Here is an 18,699-nt window from a genome sequence, read left to right as displayed (position 1 = left end):
GTCGGGCTATGGCCGACACATCGCCGAATAACCCCTTGCAGCGGCACAAGCAGTTCTTTGTGTCGCTAGCCGTCGGTCTGGTCGTATTTGCCGCGGTATTGCCTTTGATTGGATCGCTCCCCGTCTCCACGCGGCTTGCTTATTCGATCTCGATTGCCGCCGATTCCTTCTTCGTCGTCTTCATCGCGCTCGTCATCGCCAAGATGCCGCTGCTGTCCGGCCGCTATCTCAGCAAGAACGCGCGCGAACTGGACCTCCCAGTGCTGGGCATCTTTGCCATCACGCTCGGCATCGTCGCCATGGCCATTGTCCTGCTGTTCCTTTTGATCAATCACAAGGATCGCGACCCCATCGAACTCGGCTTCGCCATGCTGTCGATCCCGCTTGGCTGGTTCACCATCCATGCCATGGCCGCCCTCCACTATGCGCATGTCTACTGGATGGACGGCGACGCGATCGATGCCGAAACCAAGAAGAAGATACCGGTCGGCGGCCTCGATTTTCCCGGCAGCAAACGGCCGGACGGTTGGGACTTTCTCTATTTCGCGACGGTGATCGGCATGACCGCGCAGACCGCCGACACCGCGATCACGACCTCGCATATGCGCCGCGTGGTGCTTGTCCATTCGATCCTGTCGTTCTTCTTCAACGCCGTCATCGTCGCCGCCGTCGTCAATCTCGCGGTGAGCCTCGGCAATTGAGTATCCGTGCCCGCGATAAACCCGTGCCCGTAATAAAAACGTGACCGCATGAAACATCGCTTTCGATAGCGACGTATTGGGAGGACAAGGACGAGCGCGGCCATCCCAGGATCGCGCAGCCGGAGGCGAGGAAAAGATGGAAACCATTACCATGAGTCAGCCCGGCGCAGGCGTCGATGCCGCCTCAACGAAGGATGCGACGCTGATCTACCGGCAATCGCGCTGGACCCGCCTGACGCACTGGCTGTGGGCGATCTCGCTGTTCTTCTTGCTTTTGTCCGGCCTGCAGATCTTCAATGCCCGGCCGCAGCTCTACATCGGCAAGCAATCCGGCTTCGAGTACAACAACACCGTCTTTGCCATCGGCGCCGAAAACACCGCCACCGGCCCGCGCGGCTATACCGAAATCTTCGGCCATCGCTTCGACACCACAGGCGTGCTCGGCTGGTCGGGCCCGGCCCGGCAGCAAACGTCGCGTGCCTTCCCGTCCTGGGCGACAATCCCGTCCTATTACGATCTCGGCACCGCCCGCGTTATGCATTTCTTCTTCGCCTGGATACTGACAACCACCTTGGTCGTCTGGCTGGTCGCCAGCCTGGTCAACGGCCATCTGCGCCGCGATCTGGCGCCGCGCCTTGACGATCTCAAGCGGCTGCCGCAGGACATCATCGAGCACGCCAAGCTCAGGTTCCACCACACACGCGAATACAACACGCTGCAGAAAATGGCCTATGGCGGCGTACTGTTCGTGCTGTTGCCACTCATGATCATCACCGGCCTTGCCATGTCGCCGAGCATGAACTCGGTGCTGCCCTGGCTCAACGAACTGCTCGGCGGAAGGCAGACGGCGCGCACCATCCATTTCACGGTGATGGTGCTGCTGGTCGGCTTTTTCATCGTCCATATGATGATGATCCTCGCCGCCGGCCCGATCAACGAACTGCGCTCGATCATCACCGGCTGGTACCGCACCGATCCGCCAAGGCATGGCGACACCGAGAGGAGTGCGTGAGATGGCCAAATTCCAGATCAGCCGCCGAAAGTTCCTGACGGGCGCCGGCCTCGGCGTTTCCGGCATCATGTTGTCGGGCTGCGATGCCTTCGACAGCCAGCTCGGCATGGGCGACGGCCTGCGCAGTTTCCTCGAAAACGCCAATGGCCTGACCTACCGCGCGCAACGCTGGCTTGCCGGCCGCGATGCTCTGGCGCCGGAATTCACCGAGGCCGACATCCGCCAGCCGCAGCGGCCGAACGGCGTCACCGCGCCCGACGATGACACCTACAAGGGCCTGCTCGCCAACAATTTCGCCGACTGGCGGCTGGAGGTAACGGGCCTGGTCGAAAAGCCGCTGTCGCTCAGCCGCGAGCAGTTGGAGAACATGCCGAGCCGCACGCAGATCACCCGCCACGACTGTGTCGAAGGCTGGAGCTGCATCGCCAAATGGACCGGCACCCCGCTGTCGCTGGTGCTCGACCAGGCTGTGGTCAAGCCGCAGGCCCGCTATGTCATGTTCCACTGCCTCGATACGATCGATCGCAGCCTCTCCGGGGAAATCAAATATTACGGCACCATCGACCTGATCGATGCCCGCCACCCGCAGACGATCCTCGCCTACGGCCTCAACGGCAAGCCGCTGCCGGTCGAAAACGGCGCGCCGCTGCGCGTGCGCGTCGAACGACAGCTCGGCTACAAGATGCCGAAGTATCTCTACAAGATCGAGCTCGTCGACAGTTTTGCCAATATCGGCGGCGGCCGCGGCGGCTATTGGGAAGACAATGGCTATGACTGGTATGGCGGGATTTGATGGCCTCGCATTCTGACCGAGCACGATCTGACTCCGACCGAACCGAGCTTGCCTGAGGAAGCCGGTTTCGAGCGCGTGGCCGAACTTGGCGATTGGCCTGAAGACACTCCAATATCGTCCTCTGCAAAACGGTCGCAGAAAACGGCGCGGCTTAAGCAACCTTGTCGAGCAGTGGCTTGAGCGCCGGATGTATCTCCGGCGAGGCGAGTTTGATCAGCGTCAGCAGCGCGCGTTCATTGTCACGCAGCGGGCGGTCGGTGCCGATGCGATCGGCCAGCCATTTCGGCTCGCTGGCGTCGATCGTCTCGGCGCGGCGCGCGAGTGCCTCGGCGGCACGGTTCTTCGACTCCCATTCGGCCTCGATATCGCCGGGCGAACGATAGGCTTCCATGATGCCGGCCAGTCCGCCCGACACCATGCGGCTGAAGAAGCCACCAATTTCGGGCTCGACCTGGTCCAAGAAACTGTCACGACGCAGCGCCACATCGCGCGTCGGCGCTTCGTAGCCGGCCGAACACATGACGAAATTGGCGAGCGCCTTGACGAACAGGTCGTTCCAGGACGGGTCGTTGTGGGTCGCTGCGGTCTGCTCGTTGATCTGGAACAGCACCTCGGCCTCAACCCGTGTGATGGCGATGTTACCGTCGCCGCCATAGGCATGGAGAATGCGGCGCAACAGATCGACCTCTGCCTTGGCGACCAGCCCGGGAACCAGCGCGCCGCCGAGCATCAGTGGTCCCTTGCCGTCGACCACCGCGTTGGCGACCTGCTCGAGCGCATAGGCGGAGAGCCGGCCGGGCGATGATTTCGCCCTTTCCAGCACATGCACCAGCAGCTCCAGTTCGGTCACACTGTCGACCATTCCGTCGCGCGAGATGGTCTGGATCAGCCAACCGGCATTGTCTTCGGAGATATAGCCTGCCGGCTTTTCCTGGTGGACGATGTAGTCGGTAACGGCCTCGACGAAGAATTCAGGCCATTGCGGGCATTTGTCCGTCGCTGTCGCATCGAGCGCGAACAGTGCTTCAGCCTCGCCGCGCGTCACCACGCCGTCAGCGAACACTTCGCGACGCAGCATGACGACATCTTCCGCCGTGATGCGGTCCTTCGAGGCCAGCCCCGCCACCGGCGCGCTCCCGATCCGTTCGCCCATCTGTCAATCCCCATCCGCCGTGCCCAACGCAATTGCCGGCCAAACCGTCAGCCCAGAATATCGCCATTGTCTTGAAAAACCGGCAAACGGCGTGGTTAGCGAAGACTGTAAAGACGACGCGCTTTACGTGTCGCTGGCAGGTGACAAGGTGTCGCCGACAAGCTATGGATGGCGCGTCGAGGGCTTAAGTTTTGAGTCCTACCTGTTTGCGGGAGAGAGCAGCGCGAGCTGCCGCCGAAGGGGAAATCGCCCGAAATCTCTCAGGCAAAAGAACCGTAGACGGGAAAGACACTCTGGAAAGTCGGGGCTTGCCCCCCGCGCCGAAGGTGTAAGCGTCGCCGACAGAGTTCCGGTTGCGCGAGTCTCTCAGGCTTCAGACAGAGGGGCACGGACTGGTCGCCAGCAGCGGCCGATTGCGTGCGACTCTGGAGATGACATGACGGGCGACGACACCAAACACCTTCCTCTCGAAGATCTGCACACCGCCGCCGGCGCACGCTTTGGCGCCTTTGCGGGCTGGTCGATGCCGCTGACCTATCCGGCCGGCGTGATGAAGGAGCACCTTCACACCCGCGAACATGCCGGCCTGTTCGACATTTCGCATATGAAGCTGTTCGCTGTCAGCGGACCGGGCGCTGCGGCACTGCTCAACCGCGCCAGTCCGCTCGATGCCGGCGCGCTTGAGATTTCACAGTCCAAATATAGTTTCTTCCTCAACGAGGCCGCCGGGATCATCGACGATCTGATCGTCACCCGGCTCGGCGCCGAGCGCTTCATGGTGGTCGCCAACGCCGGAAATGCGGTCGAGGACGAGAAGCATTTGCGTGCGCTGGCCGCGGACTTCGACGTCAAAGTCGATGCGCTCGACCGCGTCTTCCTGGCGATCCAGGGGCCGGAAGCCTGGGCTGCCTTGTCCCGCGCCGGCATCGAGACCGGCTCACTCTTGTTCATGCATGGCATCGAGCCGAAGCAAAACTGGTTCATGAGCCGCTCCGGCTACACCGGCGAGGACGGCTTCGAGATCGGCCTGCCGGAGGCGGATGCGCGCGCTCTGGTCACGAAACTGCTCGAGGACGAGCGTGTGTTGTGGATCGGCCTTGCTGCCCGCGACTCGCTGCGGTTGGAGGCCGGCCTGTGCCTGCACGGCCAGGACATCACGCCGGAGATCGATCCGGCGAGTGCCGGCCTGATGTGGGCGATCCCCAAAGATCTCCGCGCCGGCGGGTCCTTCATCGGCGCCGATGCGCTGCGGTCCATCCTGGAGCGCGGGCCGTCGCAAAAGCGCGTCGGCCTGAAGCCGGACGGCCGCCAGCCGGTGCGCGCCGGCGCTGCTTTGTTCGATGCCGACGGCGATCCGACCGGCTACGTGACATCAGGCGGCTTCGGCCCGTCGGCCGGCCATCCCGTCGCCATGGGCTATGTGTCAACGGCCTTGGCCAAGCCGGGCACGAAACTGTTCGCCGACGTTCGCGGGACGAAAATCCCGGTCGATATCAGTTCCTTGCCCTTCACTCCTCATCGCTACCGCAAAGGATAATTCCGATGGCAAAAACCTATTTCACACAAGATCACGAATGGCTGAGCGTCGAGGGAGGCATCGCCACCGTAGGGATAACCGACTATGCGCAGGAACAGCTTGGCGATCTCGTCTTCGTCGAACTGCCTCAAATCGGCACCAAACTCAGTAAGGGCGACACCGCCGTGGTCGTCGAATCCGTCAAGGCGGCATCCGATGTTTATGCGCCGGTTGATGGCGAGATCACCGACGCCAACGGCGCGCTGTCCTCGGACCCGTCGCTGGTCAACTCCGCTGCGACCGGCGACGGCTGGCTGTGGAAGATGAAGCTCGCCGACGAAGGCCAACTCGCAGGCCTCATGGATGAGGCCGCCTACAAAGCCCATATCGGTTGACATCAGGACCTATTGCCATGAGCGCAGCACTTACCCCCTTCTCGGCCCGCCACATCGGTCCTGATGTAAACGACGTCAGAGCCATGCTTGCCGTGATCGGCGTTCCCTCCGTCGAGACGCTGATCAGCCAGGCTGTGCCGCAGTCGATCCGCCTCGATCTGCCGCTGGCCCTTCCCGCGCCGGCCAGCGAAGCCGAAGCGCTGGCCGAATTGGCTGCGACCATGGCAAGAAACAGGGTGCTGAAGAGCTTCATCGGCGCCGGCTATCACGGCGTCCATGTGCCGCCGGTCATTCAGCGCAACCTGTTCGAGAACCCGGCCTGGTACACCGCCTATACGCCCTACCAGGCCGAGATCAGCCAGGGCCGCCTGGAAATGCTGTTCAACTTCCAGACCTTGGTCACCGAATTGACCGGCCTGCCGGTGGCTTCGGCCTCCCTGCTCGACGAAGCGACGGCGGTGGCCGAAGCGGTCGGCATCGCGCTGCGCCATCACCGCGACAAGCGCACCAAGGTGGCGCTGGCCGGCACGCCGCATCCGCAGACGCTGGACGTCGTGCGCACCCGGGCCGAGCCGCTCGGCATCGAGATCGATGGCGAGACCATCGACGACAACACCGCCGCCCTGCTGGTCTCCTGGCCGGACACGTTTGGCGTCTATGGCGACCACAAGGCGGCGATCGAGAAGGCTCGCGCCACCGGCGCCGTGGTCGTCTTCATCGCCGATCCGCTTGCGCTCACGCTGACCGAAGCGCCGGCCAGGCTTGGCGCCGACATCGCCGTCGGCCCGATGCAGCGCTTTGGCGTGCCGATGGGCTTTGGCGGCCCGCACGCCGCCTATTGCGCCGTCTCCGACAAGCTGACCCGGCTGATGCCCGGCCGCCTCGTCGGCCAGTCGATCGACAGCAAGGGCCGTCCCGGCTATCGCCTCGCCCTGCAGACGCGCGAACAGCATATCCGCCGCGACAAGGCGACCTCCAACATCTGCACCGCGCAGGCGCTGCTTGCCAACATGGCGACCGCATACGCGATCTGGCACGGGCCTACTGGTTTGCAGGCGATCGCAGCCCGAATTCATGAGCTCGCCAACGGCCTCGCAGCAGGCCTGAAAACCGCTGGTGTTTCCGTGCTCGGCTCAAGCCGTTTCGACACGGTGACGGCCGAAGTGAAGGGCAAGGCAGCTTCGATCGCCGCTGCCGCTGAAAAAGGTGGCCGGCTGCTGCGCGTCATCGATGCCGACCGCATCAGCATCGCCTTCGACGAAACCTCGACCGAGGCGGACGTCGAGGCTATCGCCGCCCTGTTCGGCGCCAAGTCCGGCGCTACTGAGGCCGGCGCGATGCCCGGCAAGCCGCGCGGCAAGGAGTTTCTGACCCAGCCGGTTTTCCGCGAAAACCACTCCGAGACCGACATGATGCGCCTGCTGCGCAGGCTAGCCGACAAGGATTTGGCGCTCGACCGCACCATGATCCCGTTGGGCTCCTGCACCATGAAGCTCAACGCGGCGGCCGAAATGATGCCGGTCAGCTGGCCTGTTGTCGCCAACCTCCATCCCTTCGCGCCGGCCAGCCATTCGGCCGGCTATCGCGCCATGGTCGGCGAGCTGGAAGGCTGGCTGGCGGAGATCACCGGCTTCGACGCCGTCAGCCTGCAGCCCAATGCCGGCAGCCAGGGCGAATATGCCGGCCTGCTCGCCATCCGCGCCTATCACCGTTCGCGTGGCGAAGGCCATCGCACCATCTGCCTGATCCCCCAGTCCGCGCATGGCACCAATCCCGCGAGTGCGGCGATGGCCGGCATGAGCGTCGTCGTCGTGCGTTGCCTGGAGGACGGCAATATCGACATGGACGATATGCGGGCCAAGGCCAACGAGCATTCGAAGAATCTCGCAGCCCTGATGTTCACCTATCCCTCGACGCACGGCGTCTACGAAGAAGGCGCGCGCCACCTGTGCGCTCTCATTCACGAGCATGGCGGCCAGGTCTATTTCGACGGCGCCAACCTTAACGCCCTGGTTGCTTTGGCGCGGCCCGCCGATATCGGCGCCGATGTCTGCCACATGAACCTGCACAAGACCTTCTGCATCCCGCATGGCGGCGGCGGTCCGGGCGTCGGTCCAATTGGCGTCAGGGCGCATCTGAAACCCTATCTGCCTGGTCATGTCACCGAAGGCTCGGCGCATGCCGTGTCGGCCGCACCGTTCGGCAGCGCTTCCATCCTGCCCATCACCTGGATGTACATCCGCATGATGGGCGCCGCCGGCCTGAAGCAGGCGACGGAGACGGCGATCATCTCGGCCAACTATGTGGCGACGCGGCTCGCGCCGCACTTCCCGCTTCTCTACAAGGGCAGGCACGATCGCATCGCGCATGAATGCATCCTCGACACGCGCGTCCTCAAGGAGAGCGCCGGCATCAGCGTCGATGATATCGCCAAGCGGCTGATCGACTACGGCTTTCACGCGCCGACCATGTCGTTCCCTGTCGCCGGCACGCTGATGGTCGAGCCCACAGAGTCCGAGCCCAAGCGCGAACTCGACCGGTTCTGCGAGGCGATGATTGCCATCGCCGGCGAGGCAGCGAAAGTGGCGAAGGGCGAATGGCCGCTCGAGGACAACCCGCTGGTCAATGCCCCGCACACGGCGGCCGAAACCCTTGCCGGCCAGTGGACTCACCCCTATTCGCGGCTGGAAGCGGCCTACCCCGCCGGCGATGTCGATACAGCGGCCAAATACTGGCCGCCGGTCTCGCGCATCGACAATGTCGCCGGCGACCGCAACCTCGTCTGCTCCTGCCCGCCGTTGTCGGAATATCTCGGCGCCGCCGAATAACACTCTGGCCTGTCAGGCTGAACGCAAGGCCGGCCCATCGGCCTTGCCGTTGAGGACAAGCACGCGATTTCGCCCGTCGTTCTTGGCCGCGTAGAGCGCCCGGTCGGCCTCGGCCAGCACTTCATCCAGGCTGCTGCCGTCTTCCTTGCCAAAGCCAATGCCGCCGCTGACGCTGCTGCGCAACGGCCCGCGCGGCGTCGGCACCACTTCCGTGCCGAAGGCGACGCCGATCCTGCTGGCGAGATCGTAGGCCTTGTCTTCGGTCATCCGAGACATGACCAACGCGAACTCCTCGCCGCCCAGCCGGAAGGCGTCGACGCCAACCCTGTCATACTTCTTGATGACTGCGGCGAAACGGCAAAGCACCCGGTCGCCGACGGGATGGCCATAGATGTCGTTGGTCCGCTTGAAGTGGTCGAGGTCGAACATGGCGACCGACATGAACGGGCCGAAGACGCGCTCGCCATAAAGCGAGTTCAAAGCCCGCCGGTTCATGAGACCGGTCAACGGGTCGGTCAAGGTCTCGGCCTTCAGTTCGATCTGTGCCTGCAGATGATGCAGCGAGAGCGTCAGCGCGCCGAGCGCCGTCATGCAGGCGACTGCCACGACCGAATTCAACCGCTCGGCCCAATTGTCGGGTGCGACGCCGAGCACCCACTGGCCCTTGACCAGAAGCACGGCGCCGCAGAGCCCGAAGGATACGCCGCAGACGCCGCTTAGCGCCGAAACGACCAGCAGAATGCCGCGATCCTGACTGCCCTTGATCCAGAACATCACCCCGATCGAGGCGAGCAGCACTGTTACCGTCGCATAGGTGAGGATGAAGCCGACACCATCGAAACCGAGATAGGTCACGCCGGCGCAGACAGCGATCGCGAGCATGGCCGGCAGGACAGCGCGGCTGTAATTGCGCACACCAAGATATTGCATGGCCGAAAGTGAAAGCGCCAGGAAACCGAGGCTGAGCAGCGCCAACGCTGCCTGACAAAGCAACGGACTGGGCTCCCTCGTGTAGCGCCAGAAGACGATGACGTGGGCGACAAGGACGAGAATGCCGCACGCAACCGTCAGCACGAAGCGTGCACGCGGCGCCGTGAACCAGATCACAAACATGGTGACGCTCAGGCATGTGCCCGACAGCGCAGCCGCCAGCAATAGCGAACTGAAATCCAGCATGGATGAGCGGCAACCTTTGGCATCTTCGATTTGTGGCGCATCATAGGCATGCAACCGGCCGGAGATACCGTTTTCGGCCGGTTTTCAAAGCAACCTGCCGACAGGGTTTACAAAGCGTCGACTGCCGTCCCGCGAAGCTCGGCACGCGAGTGTACCTAGTCTCAGCCCTTGTTGAGCAGCGCCAGATTGGCGTTGACCACGCTCGGGTCGGCCATGCCGGCCCTTGCTTCCATGAGCAGCGCTCTCGCCTTCTTCTTGTTGCCGCGCAGCAGCTGCGAATAGCCCATATTGTTGACAATCTGCGGCTTGCGCCCGGCAACCTTCAAAAGCTGGTCGTAGGCGCGGTCGGCGAAGTCGAAGCGGCCGAGTTCGTCATAGGAGGCGGCAAGCCCCATCCATCCCTCGGCACTGTCGGCCTTCAGTTCCACGGCCTTGCGGAAATGCTGTTCGGCAAGGCCGTAATTGGCCTCGCGGAACTGCGCCTTGCCTTGCGCAAGGTCGGAGGTGCTGACGTCTTTTGCCACCGGTTGGATCGATGTGGTCTTGGTTTTGTCGACGTTGTCGGTCGTGCAGCCGCCGACCATCAAGACCGCCGCTAGCGCGGCCATTGCCGTGAAACTTCTGTGACGCATGCCCCTGGCCCCAATCGCCCGATTTACCGGGTCGTTCTTCCGGAAGCAGACTACAATAGGGCGATTAAACTTCAGTGCGGAAACGCGCCTAAAATTTGGTTTCGGGCACAGAAGCCATTAACCAACCGAAGCCTATTCCGGCTCCAGCGCCTTGAGCCCCGCCGGAAACTGATAGCGCCTGCCGTCGTAGCGCAGCCGGTAGGTTCGTTTCATGAACCTGCCGGGATGGGACTGGCACTCGCCATTCTTGTCGACAGACGGATTGTCGGTGTCCAACCGCTCGAACACTGTGATGTCGTGATAGCCGTGATGTCTCGCCGGGCTCATCGCCAGGCTGACCCGGCTGGATTGAAAGGATCCTGCGCAATTGGTGTCGCCTTCGCCGCCAAAGCCGGCCACGATGATGCCGTCGAGCACCAGGCGCAGAGCACCGCCGTCAAGGGCATAGAGCCGCAGGTCGGTTTCACTGAAAGGATTCGGCTGCGAATGGTTTGCCATGTCGATGCGCAGGCCGAAGGCGCCGACATCGGGCGCCAATCTGTAGCGCCCGGTATCGAAGTCGATCTCGCGGATGCCGACGGCATCATCGGTCATCAGCCCGGGCTGGCGCAGGCGCTGGCGCACCTGCCGGGACTTCCTGTCGACGACCAGAAGCTCGACATCGCCGACATGCCCGTCATCGCTGGAATTGGGAGCTGTCGATCAGCGGCACGGCGACCAACAACAGATCGTCATGGGCGGGCCAGATCGTGCAGACCACGCCGAATGGCGCATCGCCATCCCAAAGCGTCTGGGCGATGCTGGTATGAGGTTCGAGCGTGAAGGAGGCGCCATCGGCACTCTTTTGGGCCTTGGGATATGCCTGCTGCACCAGAGCGGCAGCGTCGCCGCAATCGTCGGCCGCGGCCGAGGCCGGCGACAGACTGGCCGCGGCGAGGCCGAGGAAGGCGGTGCACAAGACTATTCGCATGGACGGCTCACTCATTTTGCTTTTTGCGGATTTTGCCGAAGGAGAGCGGCCAAACCGGCCGGATATGACATCCAGGCGAAGCGTAGTTGAAGTGAGTAACCGCAGAAAGCCGCCGGGCGGCCACTTGGTATCTACTGCCTTGGTATCTACTGAACCGCCGTCATTTTGACGATGATCGGGATGACGGCGATCATCAGCACCACCGGCAGGATGCACACCACCACCGGCACCGACATCTTGGCCGGCAAGGCATGTGCCTTCTCCTCGGCCAGCGACATGCGCTTGTGGCGCATTTCGTCGGAGAACACGCGCAGCGCCCCGGCGAGGCTGGTGCCGAGTTCCTTCGACTGCTGCAAGAGCGTGGCGAAGGAGCGCACCTCGTCCAGGCTGAGGCGGTCGGCGAGCGCCTTCAATGCATCGTCGAGGCTGCGGCCGGCCCTGAGTTCCAGCGACACCAGCTGCAGGTTCTGGCTCAGCGACGGATAGGTCTTGGCCAGTTCCTTCGAGACGCGCTCGATGCCGGCCTCCATGCTCATGCCGGCATCGGAGCAGACGATCATCAAATCCATGAAGTCGGGAAAGCCGTTGCGGTATTCGCGCATCTTTTCCCGCACCTTCTGGCTGAGCACCAGGCCGGGCACGAAATAGCCGGCGGCTCCCGACAGGATGATGAAGGTCCAGCGGCTGGTCGCGGTGGAATCGACGCTGCCCATCCAATGGTTGACCAGGAACGCGCCGATCGCTGCGCCCACCAGGCAGGCGAAGCGGATCAGGAAGAATGTGCCGACCGCGCGCGGCTCCATATAGCCCGCCTGGATCAGCTTCATACGCAGCCGGGCGACATTTTCCGGATCGCTCTTGGCGTAGAATTCCTGCGCCCGCTTCACCGCCTTCTCGCGCACGACGCTCTGGTTCTTCTTCGGCGCCACCTCGGCCTGTTGGGGAGTCTTGCTGTCGTCGATCTTGAGCCGGCGCTTGAGATCGTTGCGGTCGCCTTTGGCCACCACCAGCGGCCATGCCACCGCGCTGCCGCCCAATGCCAGCAGCATCGCGGCTACCGGCATCAGCGACGTCGGCGCCAGCGAGGCAAGAAACTGGATCACCTGCTCCATCTCAGAACCGGAAGTTCGACATCTTGAACATGATGATGTTGCCCAGCATCAGCCATGTCACCGAACCGCCCAGCAGATACCAGGTCTTCGGCACATCCCAGACGCTTTGATAAAATTGCGGCATCATCACCATGATGGCGGCGAACAGCAGCGCCGGCACCGCCGTCAGGATATAGGCCGACATACGACCCTCGGTCGAAATGGCGCGCACCTTGCGGCGCAGCTTGCCGCGTTCGCGGATCGTCGTCGACAGCCCGTCGAGGATCTCGCGCAGATTGCCGCCCGAACTCGTCTGGATGGAAACCGCGGTGACGAACAGCGGCAGATCCTCCTGGCCGACGCGATCAAACAGTGAATTCAACGCCGAAACCAGGTCGGAACCATAAGTCACCTCGTCGGAGATAACGCCGAATTCGGTGCCGATCGGATCGGGCATCTCGCGCGACACCATCGAGATCGCCACGGGAACCGGATGCCCGGCCTTCAAGCCGCGCGTGATCAATTCCAGCGCCTCCGGCAACTGCACGCCGAAACGCTTCACCCGCCGGGCACGCTTGGAACGCAGCACAATTACCGGCAGCAGCGCTGTCAGCACCACAAACAGCAAAATGGCGAGCAACAGCGGCAGGCCGTACCAGAGCGCGACGAGCATCATCGCCAGCGCCACGCCCGTCGTCATCGTCAGGAATTTCGGCAAGGGCATCACCATGCCAGACTGCGTGCGCAGCGCGCGAAAACGGTCGGGCGAGAAGAATGACGTGCCGGAATCGAGGCCGCGTTCCTTGCGCAGCTGGATCAGCACCTGTTCCTGGCTGATCTTGTTTTCCTGCAGCTTCATGCGCCGGTTGATAGCCAGGCGCTTATCGCTGCGGCCGGCATAGAGCAGATAGCAGCCTTCGGCGATCATGATGCCGGTCAGCGCTGCCGCGGCATAGACGACATAGATCGGGCTGAAATTCTCGAACACCCGGCTACTCCTGCGGCCGGCCGGGTTCGAAATATTTGCCGGGGAATTCAATGCCCATATTGCGCAGGTCCTCGAGGAAACGCGGGCGAATGCCGGTCGCCTCGTAGTGACCGAGGATCTTGCCGTCGGCTTCCATGCCGGTGCGCACGAAGCGGAATATCTCCTGCATCTGGATGACGTCGCCTTCCATGCCGGTCACCTCGGCGACGCTGGTCACCTTGCGCTTGCCGTCCGACAGTCGCGTCAGCTGGACGATAAGGTCGAGCGCGCTGGCGATCTGGCTGCGGATCGACTGCACCGTCATCGGCATGCCGGTCATGCCCAGCATCTGCTCGAGGCGCGAAATGGCGTCGCGCGGCGTGTTGGCGTGGATGGTCGCCATCGAGCCTTCATGGCCGGTGTTCATCGCCTGCAGCATGTCGAAGGCCTCCTCGCCGCGGCACTCGCCGAGGATGACGCGGTCAGGGCGCATGCGCAGCGCGTTCTTGACCAGGTCGCGCTGCTTCAGCTCGCCATGACCTTCGATGTTGGCGGGGCGCGTTTCCATGCGCGCGACATGCGGCTGCTGCAGCTGCAGTTCGGCCGCGTCCTCGATGGTGATCAACCGTTCGTCTTCCGGAATGAAGGCTGACAATGCGTTGAGCATCGTCGTCTTGCCGGTGCCGGTACCGCCCGAGATGATGGTCGTTTTGCGGGCGTGGACTGCAGCCGCCAGCACCTCGGCCATGTTCTGGGTGATGGCGCCGAACTCGACCAGCTTGTGCAGGCCGAGCTTGTTCTTTGAAAACTTGCGGATCGACACCAGCGGCCCGTCGACGGCGACCGGGCGAATGGCGGCGTTGAAGCGCGAGCCGTCGAGCATGCGGGCGTCGACCATCGGTTGCGATTCGTCGACCCGGCGGCCGACGGCGGCGACGATCTTGTTGACGATGCGCAACAGATGCGCCTCGTCCTTGAACGGGATATGGACCTGCTGCAGCTTGCCCCGCTTTTCGACGAAGCAGTTCTGGTGGCCGTTGATCAGGATATCGTTGATGTCGGGATCCTTGAGCAGCGGTTCCAGCGGCCCGAGGCCGACCATCTCATCGACGATGTCGTCGACCAGTGCTTCAAGTTCGACGGTGTTGATCGCCATACGCTCCTGGCGGGTCTTTTCCGACACGAACTCCTGCACCTGCCGGCGCATCTCATCCTTGGGCAGGCGCTCCAGCGCGACCAGGTTGATCTCCTCCAGCAGCAGCCGGTGGATGCGCACGCGGGCATCGAGCACCTTGTTGGCGCTTTTTCCCGGTGTTGTCTCCGGCTTCGGCGGCAAGGCCTTGCGGTTCGTCGGGATGACCACGGCGTGATGCGCGACCGGCGCCGCCTCGGCCGGCTTCAGCGCGCGGACGTCACGGTTCTGCAGGGTCGAGAAGCGGCTGGTCATCCGGCTTTCCTCTTCAGGAGGCCCCTGCCGATGCCGAACAGCGAGCGCGATTTCTCCGGCGTCACCACGGCTTCTTCCGGCAGGATGATCCTCTTCAGATCGTTGACGACATTGGCGTTCGGGTCGATCTCATGCAGCGGCACGCCGCGGTCGACCGCTTCACGCACAAGCCGGTAATTGTTGGAGATGCCGCCGACGAAATGCTCGCCCAGGATTTCCTGGACATCCGCCTGCTTGATGCCGTTGTCGAACATCTTCTGCTCGAAACGATTGACGATGACGTTCGGCTTCACTTCCTTGCCGGCCGTCTCGTAGACCGCCTGGATCAGCCGCTGCGTGTGGCGCAGGCATGGCACCGTCATTTCGGCGACGATGTAGAGCTTGTTGGAGCCGAGCAGCACCGTCTCCGTCCACGGAAACCAGGTGCGCGGCATGTCGATGACGACGTTATCGAAATAGGCCGAGACGAGATCGAGCATGCGCACCACGACATCGGTCTTGAACGAGCGCATTTCCGACGGATGCGTTGGCGCCGCCAGCACGCAGAGCCCGCTCGCATGCTTGGACAGCATCACATCCAGCAGCTGACGGTCGAGGCGCTCGGGCTGGTTCTCGATTTCGGTGATGTCGAAGCGCGGCTCGAGGTCGAGATATTCGGCGCAGGCGCCTTGCTGGAAATTGAGGTCGACCACGCAGGTCGACGCGCCGCGCGTCACCGAATGATGCAGCTGGAAGGCGGTCTGCAGCGCCAGCGTCGTGGTGCCGACGCCGCCGGCGGCCGGCATGAAGGTATAGATCTGCGACTCGGTGTTTTCCTCGCGCCCCGGCCCTTGCAGCGCGCGCACGACCGACCGCACCAGATCGGCGGTGGTGATCGGCTTGACCAGGAAATCGGCGACCTGGAGCTGCACCAGGATCCGCACTGCGGCTGCGTTGAATTCCTGGGTGACGACGACCACCGGAACGCGGCCTTCAAGCCGGCGCATGATGCGCTGCAGCGACTCGATCTCTTCCAGCTTTGCCGCATCCATGTCGACGATGAGCGCGCCGAAATCGGCTTCCTGGACCTCGCCGCGCAGTTCGGTAATGTTCTTCTCGACGGTCGAAAGCTGGATCACCTCCGAGGCCGCGAACGCGGTGCGCGTATCCTGCGCAAAGGTCCGGTCGCTGGACACCAGCAGGATCTTCTTGGTCTTGATGCCGCTTGCCATTTTGTCAGCCTGTCAGGTCATTCCCGGTCAAATCACCGGGCAAATCAATCGGTTGTCGCTGTCGGTTGCACGGCCTTGGCAGCAGCAGCCTGGTCGGCGGCGTTGACTGCCGCCTCACTGCGCTGCGCCGGCACCAGCAGCCTGGTGTTCTGGATGCCGTATTTCCAGGGATCGACCATCTGCATGGCCGTATTGGCGGCCTGTGCGTTGCCGGCGGCAATCGTCGGTCCCTCGGAGCGGACATAGTCGTCGCTGGTGCAGCCGCCGGCGAGGCCGGCGATCAGCAGGGCGATGCATGATTCCACGCGCATGGCTTCAATCCTTCGGCAGGTCGAGGAAATGCCCGACGGTGGTGACCGCGGCCGGCTGTGCCGTACTGCCGCTGGCCATTGCCACTGCACGATTGGCTTCGGACGATTTCACTTCCTCGGTGTTGTTGAGGAAATAGTCGACATTGCTGGCCGGCTGCGTGCCGTCGGTCGGCTCGAGCAGCTTCTTCGACGGATCGACCGGCTTGACCAGATAGGGGGTGACGATGATCACCAGATCGGTCTCGCGCCGCTGATAGGATTTGGAGGAGAACAGCGAGCCGAGCACCGGCAGCTTGCCGAGGCCGGGAAGACGCGATGTGGTAATGTCGTTCTGTGACTGCAGCAGGCCGGCGATCATGAAGCTCTGGCCATTCTTCAGGTCGACGGATGTTTTGGCGCGGCGCACGATAAAGCCCGGGACCGAGATATTGCCGATATTGTAGGAGGCCGAAGCGTCGATCGAGGACACTTCCGGCGCGATGTCGAGGCTCACCAGCCCGTCCTTGAGAACCGTCGGCGTGAAGTCGAGGCTGACGCCGTATTTCTTGTAGCTGACGGAAATCTTGCCATTGTCCTCGGAGACCGGGATCGGGAACTCGCCGCCGGCGAGGAAGCTTGCCGTCTGGCCCGAGCGGGCGATCAGGTTCGGCTCGGCCAGCCGCCTGGCGAGACCACGTTCCTCCAGCGCCTTGATGGCGACGTCGATCGACAGGCCGTTGGACAGCAGCCGGCCGATGATCTCGCCATTGCCGGCTCCCGGCACCGAGCCCGGCTCGAGGGTGACGTCGCGCCCGCCAATGCCGTAAGCGAAATTGGCGCTGTATTTGGCGCCGAGATCCTGTCCGGCCTGGCGATTGATCTCGACGAAGCGGACGTTGAGCTGAACCTGCTGCGAGGACGAGATGTTGACCGAATTGATCACTTCTTCATTGCCGGAGAAGCGGCTGGCGATCTTGCTTGCCTTCTCGGCGGCGACCGCGTCATCGGCCTCGCCCGACAGCACGACGCGGCCATTGGCCGAGCCGACCTTGATCTTGGCGTCCGGCACGCTGGCGCGAATGGTGCTGGCCAGCTGGTCGGTGTCCAGCGTCACCTCGATGTCGACGGTGCCGACCAACTGCTTGTTCTCGTCGAACAGCGCGATGCCGGTGGTGCCGAGATTGTTGCCCAGCACATAGAAGGATTTGTCGGTCAGCGGATTGACGTTGGCGATCTCCGGATCGCCGATGACGATCTGGTAGAAGGCGGCATTGGTCATGACCGTCTTCGGCTTGCCCTTGGCTACCTTGATCGACGCATTCGTTGTCGACGAGACATGGACGATATCGTTGTCGGCCTTGGCTGGCGCACTGAGGCCGAGCATTGCGGCCGCGGCCAGGCAAGCNGGAGTTCAGACGTGTGCTCTTCCGATCTCGAGACATGGACGATATCGTTGTCGGCCTTGGCTGGCGCACTGAGGCCGAGCATTGCGGCCGCGGCCAGGCAAGCCCCCACCGCAAGCGCCCGCATTGGGCGCAGCCCTTTCGTCGTTCGAAATGCATGAAGTCCCGACATCTGTCCCGTCCCTCGCCCGGTCCCCACCGGCAGTTATTGCTGGTCCCGCGCAGGAACCTGGTATTCTTCGACCTGCGTGCCGCGCGTCACGATGATCGTCTTGAATTTCGGCTTCTCAGGCTCCTTGGTCGCGGCAGTGAACAGCGCGCCGGCAGCGGCCTGGACGCCGGAGGCGACCGATCCGCCGAAGGACGAGATGGTGGTGACGCCGTCCTTGGCGGCCCCTCCGTCTGCGGCCGAGCGGAGCGACAGCGACAAGGTGCCGACGGTGCGGGCAAGCGCCACTTTCTGCGCGCCTTCGGTCGTCACCTCGATGGTGACGGAATTGGCGATCTGCGGTGTGGTCTGGCGCTCGTCGGCGCCCTGCCCCACGGTCAGCACCTTGGCGTCGGAGACGACGATCTCGGAGGTAACGGTCGATCCGGCAGCGCCCTGCGCGTTCTTGGCCACTTCCTGGATTTCGCCCGCATCGCGTGTCAGCACCACGTCGACCCGGTCGCCCGGCATGACGAAGCCGCCGACACCGGCGATCTCGTCGGTGCGGATTGTCACCGCCCGCATGCCGGGCGTCATCATGTTTGATAGCGTCGCGCGGCCGTTCGGCCCCGACAATTTGCTGATCAGCACCGGCTCGTTGACCTCGATCGGCGACAATACCACGCGGCTGCCTTCGGCGAGCAATGCATTGACTGTGGTGAACGCGCCCTGCGGCACCGAATCCTCGGACCATGGGATTTCGCTGAGCTGCGCCCGGTCAAGCTCCATGCCGTAACGCAGCGGCGCGTTGGCCACCACTATGGTCTTGAAGACGACCTTGGGGACGGCGGGCGCCGGGATCGACGCCGTTTTCTCTTCGGCATCGGCCTTGGCCTGGCTTTTCACCCAGAAATCCGCGGCAAAGATTGAAATCGCGCCGAAGACGGCAGCGATGCCAATCATCGT

The 18,699-nt window shown here is 63.2% G+C and carries 18 protein-coding genes and 1 riboswitch; of the genes, 6 read left to right on the top strand and 12 right to left on the bottom strand.

The annotated features are described in order from the left end of the window. The first annotated feature begins 8 nt into the window (after window positions 1–8). The 3 genes from X771_RS150370 to X771_RS150380 all read left to right on the top strand — a co-directional run bounded on the left by X771_RS150370 (window position 9) and on the right by X771_RS150380 (window position 2,506). Entirely contained in the window at window positions 9–701 is a 693-nt protein-coding gene (locus tag X771_RS150370) for a DUF1345 domain-containing protein (RefSeq protein ID WP_023688301.1), read from the top strand. A 136-nt stretch (window positions 702–837) separates the two neighbouring features. Further along, window positions 838–1,713: a cytochrome b/b6 domain-containing protein gene (locus X771_RS150375; RefSeq protein ID WP_023688300.1), complete on the top strand. Its 876-nt coding sequence runs from the start codon at window positions 838–840 to the stop codon at window positions 1,711–1,713. A 1-nt stretch (window position 1,714) separates the two neighbouring features. Beyond that, the gene (locus X771_RS150380; protein ID WP_023681588.1) at window positions 1,715–2,506 is read left to right on the top strand and encodes a molybdopterin-binding protein; all 792 of its coding nucleotides are present in this window, start codon (window positions 1,715–1,717) and stop codon (window positions 2,504–2,506) included. Window positions 2,507–2,657: 151 nt separating this feature from the next. On the opposite strand, the gene X771_RS150385 is transcribed toward X771_RS150380, so the two are convergent. Continuing rightward, window positions 2,658–3,659, bottom strand: a complete 1,002-nt coding sequence (locus tag X771_RS150385; RefSeq protein WP_023688299.1) for a hypothetical protein — start codon at window positions 3,657–3,659, stop codon at window positions 2,658–2,660. Between the two features lie 199 nt (window positions 3,660–3,858). Continuing rightward, a riboswitch (glycine riboswitch) is annotated at window positions 3,859–3,945 on the top strand. A 150-nt stretch (window positions 3,946–4,095) separates the two neighbouring features. Between X771_RS150385 and gcvT the strand changes: the two genes are divergently transcribed. Genes gcvT through gcvP form a run of 3 tightly spaced genes read left to right on the top strand, consistent with a single transcriptional unit; the run spans window position 4,096 to window position 8,398 of the window. Next, window positions 4,096–5,196, top strand: coding sequence for a glycine cleavage system aminomethyltransferase GcvT (gene gcvT, locus X771_RS150390; protein ID WP_023688298.1), 1,101 nt, complete (start codon window positions 4,096–4,098; stop codon window positions 5,194–5,196). Window positions 5,197–5,201: 5 nt separating this feature from the next. Continuing rightward, window positions 5,202–5,570, top strand: coding sequence for a glycine cleavage system protein GcvH (gcvH, locus tag X771_RS150395; protein WP_023688297.1), 369 nt, complete (start codon window positions 5,202–5,204; stop codon window positions 5,568–5,570). A gap of 17 nt (window positions 5,571–5,587) precedes the next feature. Further along, on the top strand, window positions 5,588–8,398 hold the full coding sequence (gene gcvP, locus X771_RS150400; protein WP_023688296.1) for an aminomethyl-transferring glycine dehydrogenase: 2,811 nt from the start codon (window positions 5,588–5,590) through the stop codon (window positions 8,396–8,398). Window positions 8,399–8,410: 12 nt separating this feature from the next. Here gcvP and X771_RS150405 read toward each other — a convergent pair whose 3' ends face one another. From X771_RS150405 to cpaB, 11 genes are all read right to left on the bottom strand, one after another. Continuing rightward, on the bottom strand, window positions 8,411–9,574 hold the full coding sequence (locus X771_RS150405) for a GGDEF domain-containing protein (protein ID WP_023688295.1): 1,164 nt from the start codon (window positions 9,572–9,574) through the stop codon (window positions 8,411–8,413). A 161-nt stretch (window positions 9,575–9,735) separates the two neighbouring features. Then, entirely contained in the window at window positions 9,736–10,206 is a 471-nt protein-coding gene (locus X771_RS150410; RefSeq protein ID WP_023688294.1) for a hypothetical protein, read from the bottom strand. 132 nt (window positions 10,207–10,338) lie between these two features. Next, window positions 10,339–10,830, bottom strand: coding sequence for a hypothetical protein (locus X771_RS1000000169200; RefSeq protein ID WP_245262621.1), 492 nt, complete (start codon window positions 10,828–10,830; stop codon window positions 10,339–10,341). 52 nt (window positions 10,831–10,882) lie between these two features. Further along, complete coding sequence (locus X771_RS1000000169195) at window positions 10,883–11,176, bottom strand: hypothetical protein (protein ID WP_245262619.1); 294 nt, start codon at window positions 11,174–11,176, stop codon at window positions 10,883–10,885. Between the two features lie 146 nt (window positions 11,177–11,322). Next, complete coding sequence (locus X771_RS150415) at window positions 11,323–12,288, bottom strand: type II secretion system F family protein (protein ID WP_023688293.1); 966 nt, start codon at window positions 12,286–12,288, stop codon at window positions 11,323–11,325. 1 nt (window position 12,289) lies between these two features. Beyond that, entirely contained in the window at window positions 12,290–13,255 is a 966-nt protein-coding gene (locus tag X771_RS150420; RefSeq protein ID WP_023688292.1) for a type II secretion system F family protein, read from the bottom strand. Between the two features lie 4 nt (window positions 13,256–13,259). After that, window positions 13,260–14,681, bottom strand: a complete 1,422-nt coding sequence (locus tag X771_RS150425; RefSeq protein ID WP_023667600.1) for a CpaF family protein — start codon at window positions 14,679–14,681, stop codon at window positions 13,260–13,262. Further along, the gene (locus tag X771_RS150430) at window positions 14,678–15,892 is read right to left on the bottom strand and encodes a response regulator (RefSeq protein WP_023667601.1); all 1,215 of its coding nucleotides are present in this window, start codon (window positions 15,890–15,892) and stop codon (window positions 14,678–14,680) included. The genes X771_RS150425 and X771_RS150430 overlap by 4 nt, the downstream gene beginning before the upstream one ends. Before the next feature lie 44 nt (window positions 15,893–15,936). Then, window positions 15,937–16,203, bottom strand: a complete 267-nt coding sequence (locus tag X771_RS150435; RefSeq protein WP_023688291.1) for a hypothetical protein — start codon at window positions 16,201–16,203, stop codon at window positions 15,937–15,939. Between the two features lie 4 nt (window positions 16,204–16,207). Continuing rightward, entirely contained in the window at window positions 16,208–17,566 is a 1,359-nt protein-coding gene (locus X771_RS150440) for a type II and III secretion system protein family protein (protein ID WP_031202697.1), read from the bottom strand. Window positions 17,567–17,790: 224 nt separating this feature from the next. Beyond that, window positions 17,791–18,696, bottom strand: a complete 906-nt coding sequence (gene cpaB, locus X771_RS150445) for a Flp pilus assembly protein CpaB (protein WP_023688289.1) — start codon at window positions 18,694–18,696, stop codon at window positions 17,791–17,793. Window positions 18,697–18,699: the final 3 nt, after the last annotated feature.

It is taken from the genome of Mesorhizobium sp. LSJC269B00 (assembly GCF_000502815.1).
Taxonomy (GTDB): Bacteria; Pseudomonadota; Alphaproteobacteria; order Rhizobiales; family Rhizobiaceae; genus Mesorhizobium.
This window is presented reverse-complemented; position numbering and strand designations above follow the sequence as displayed.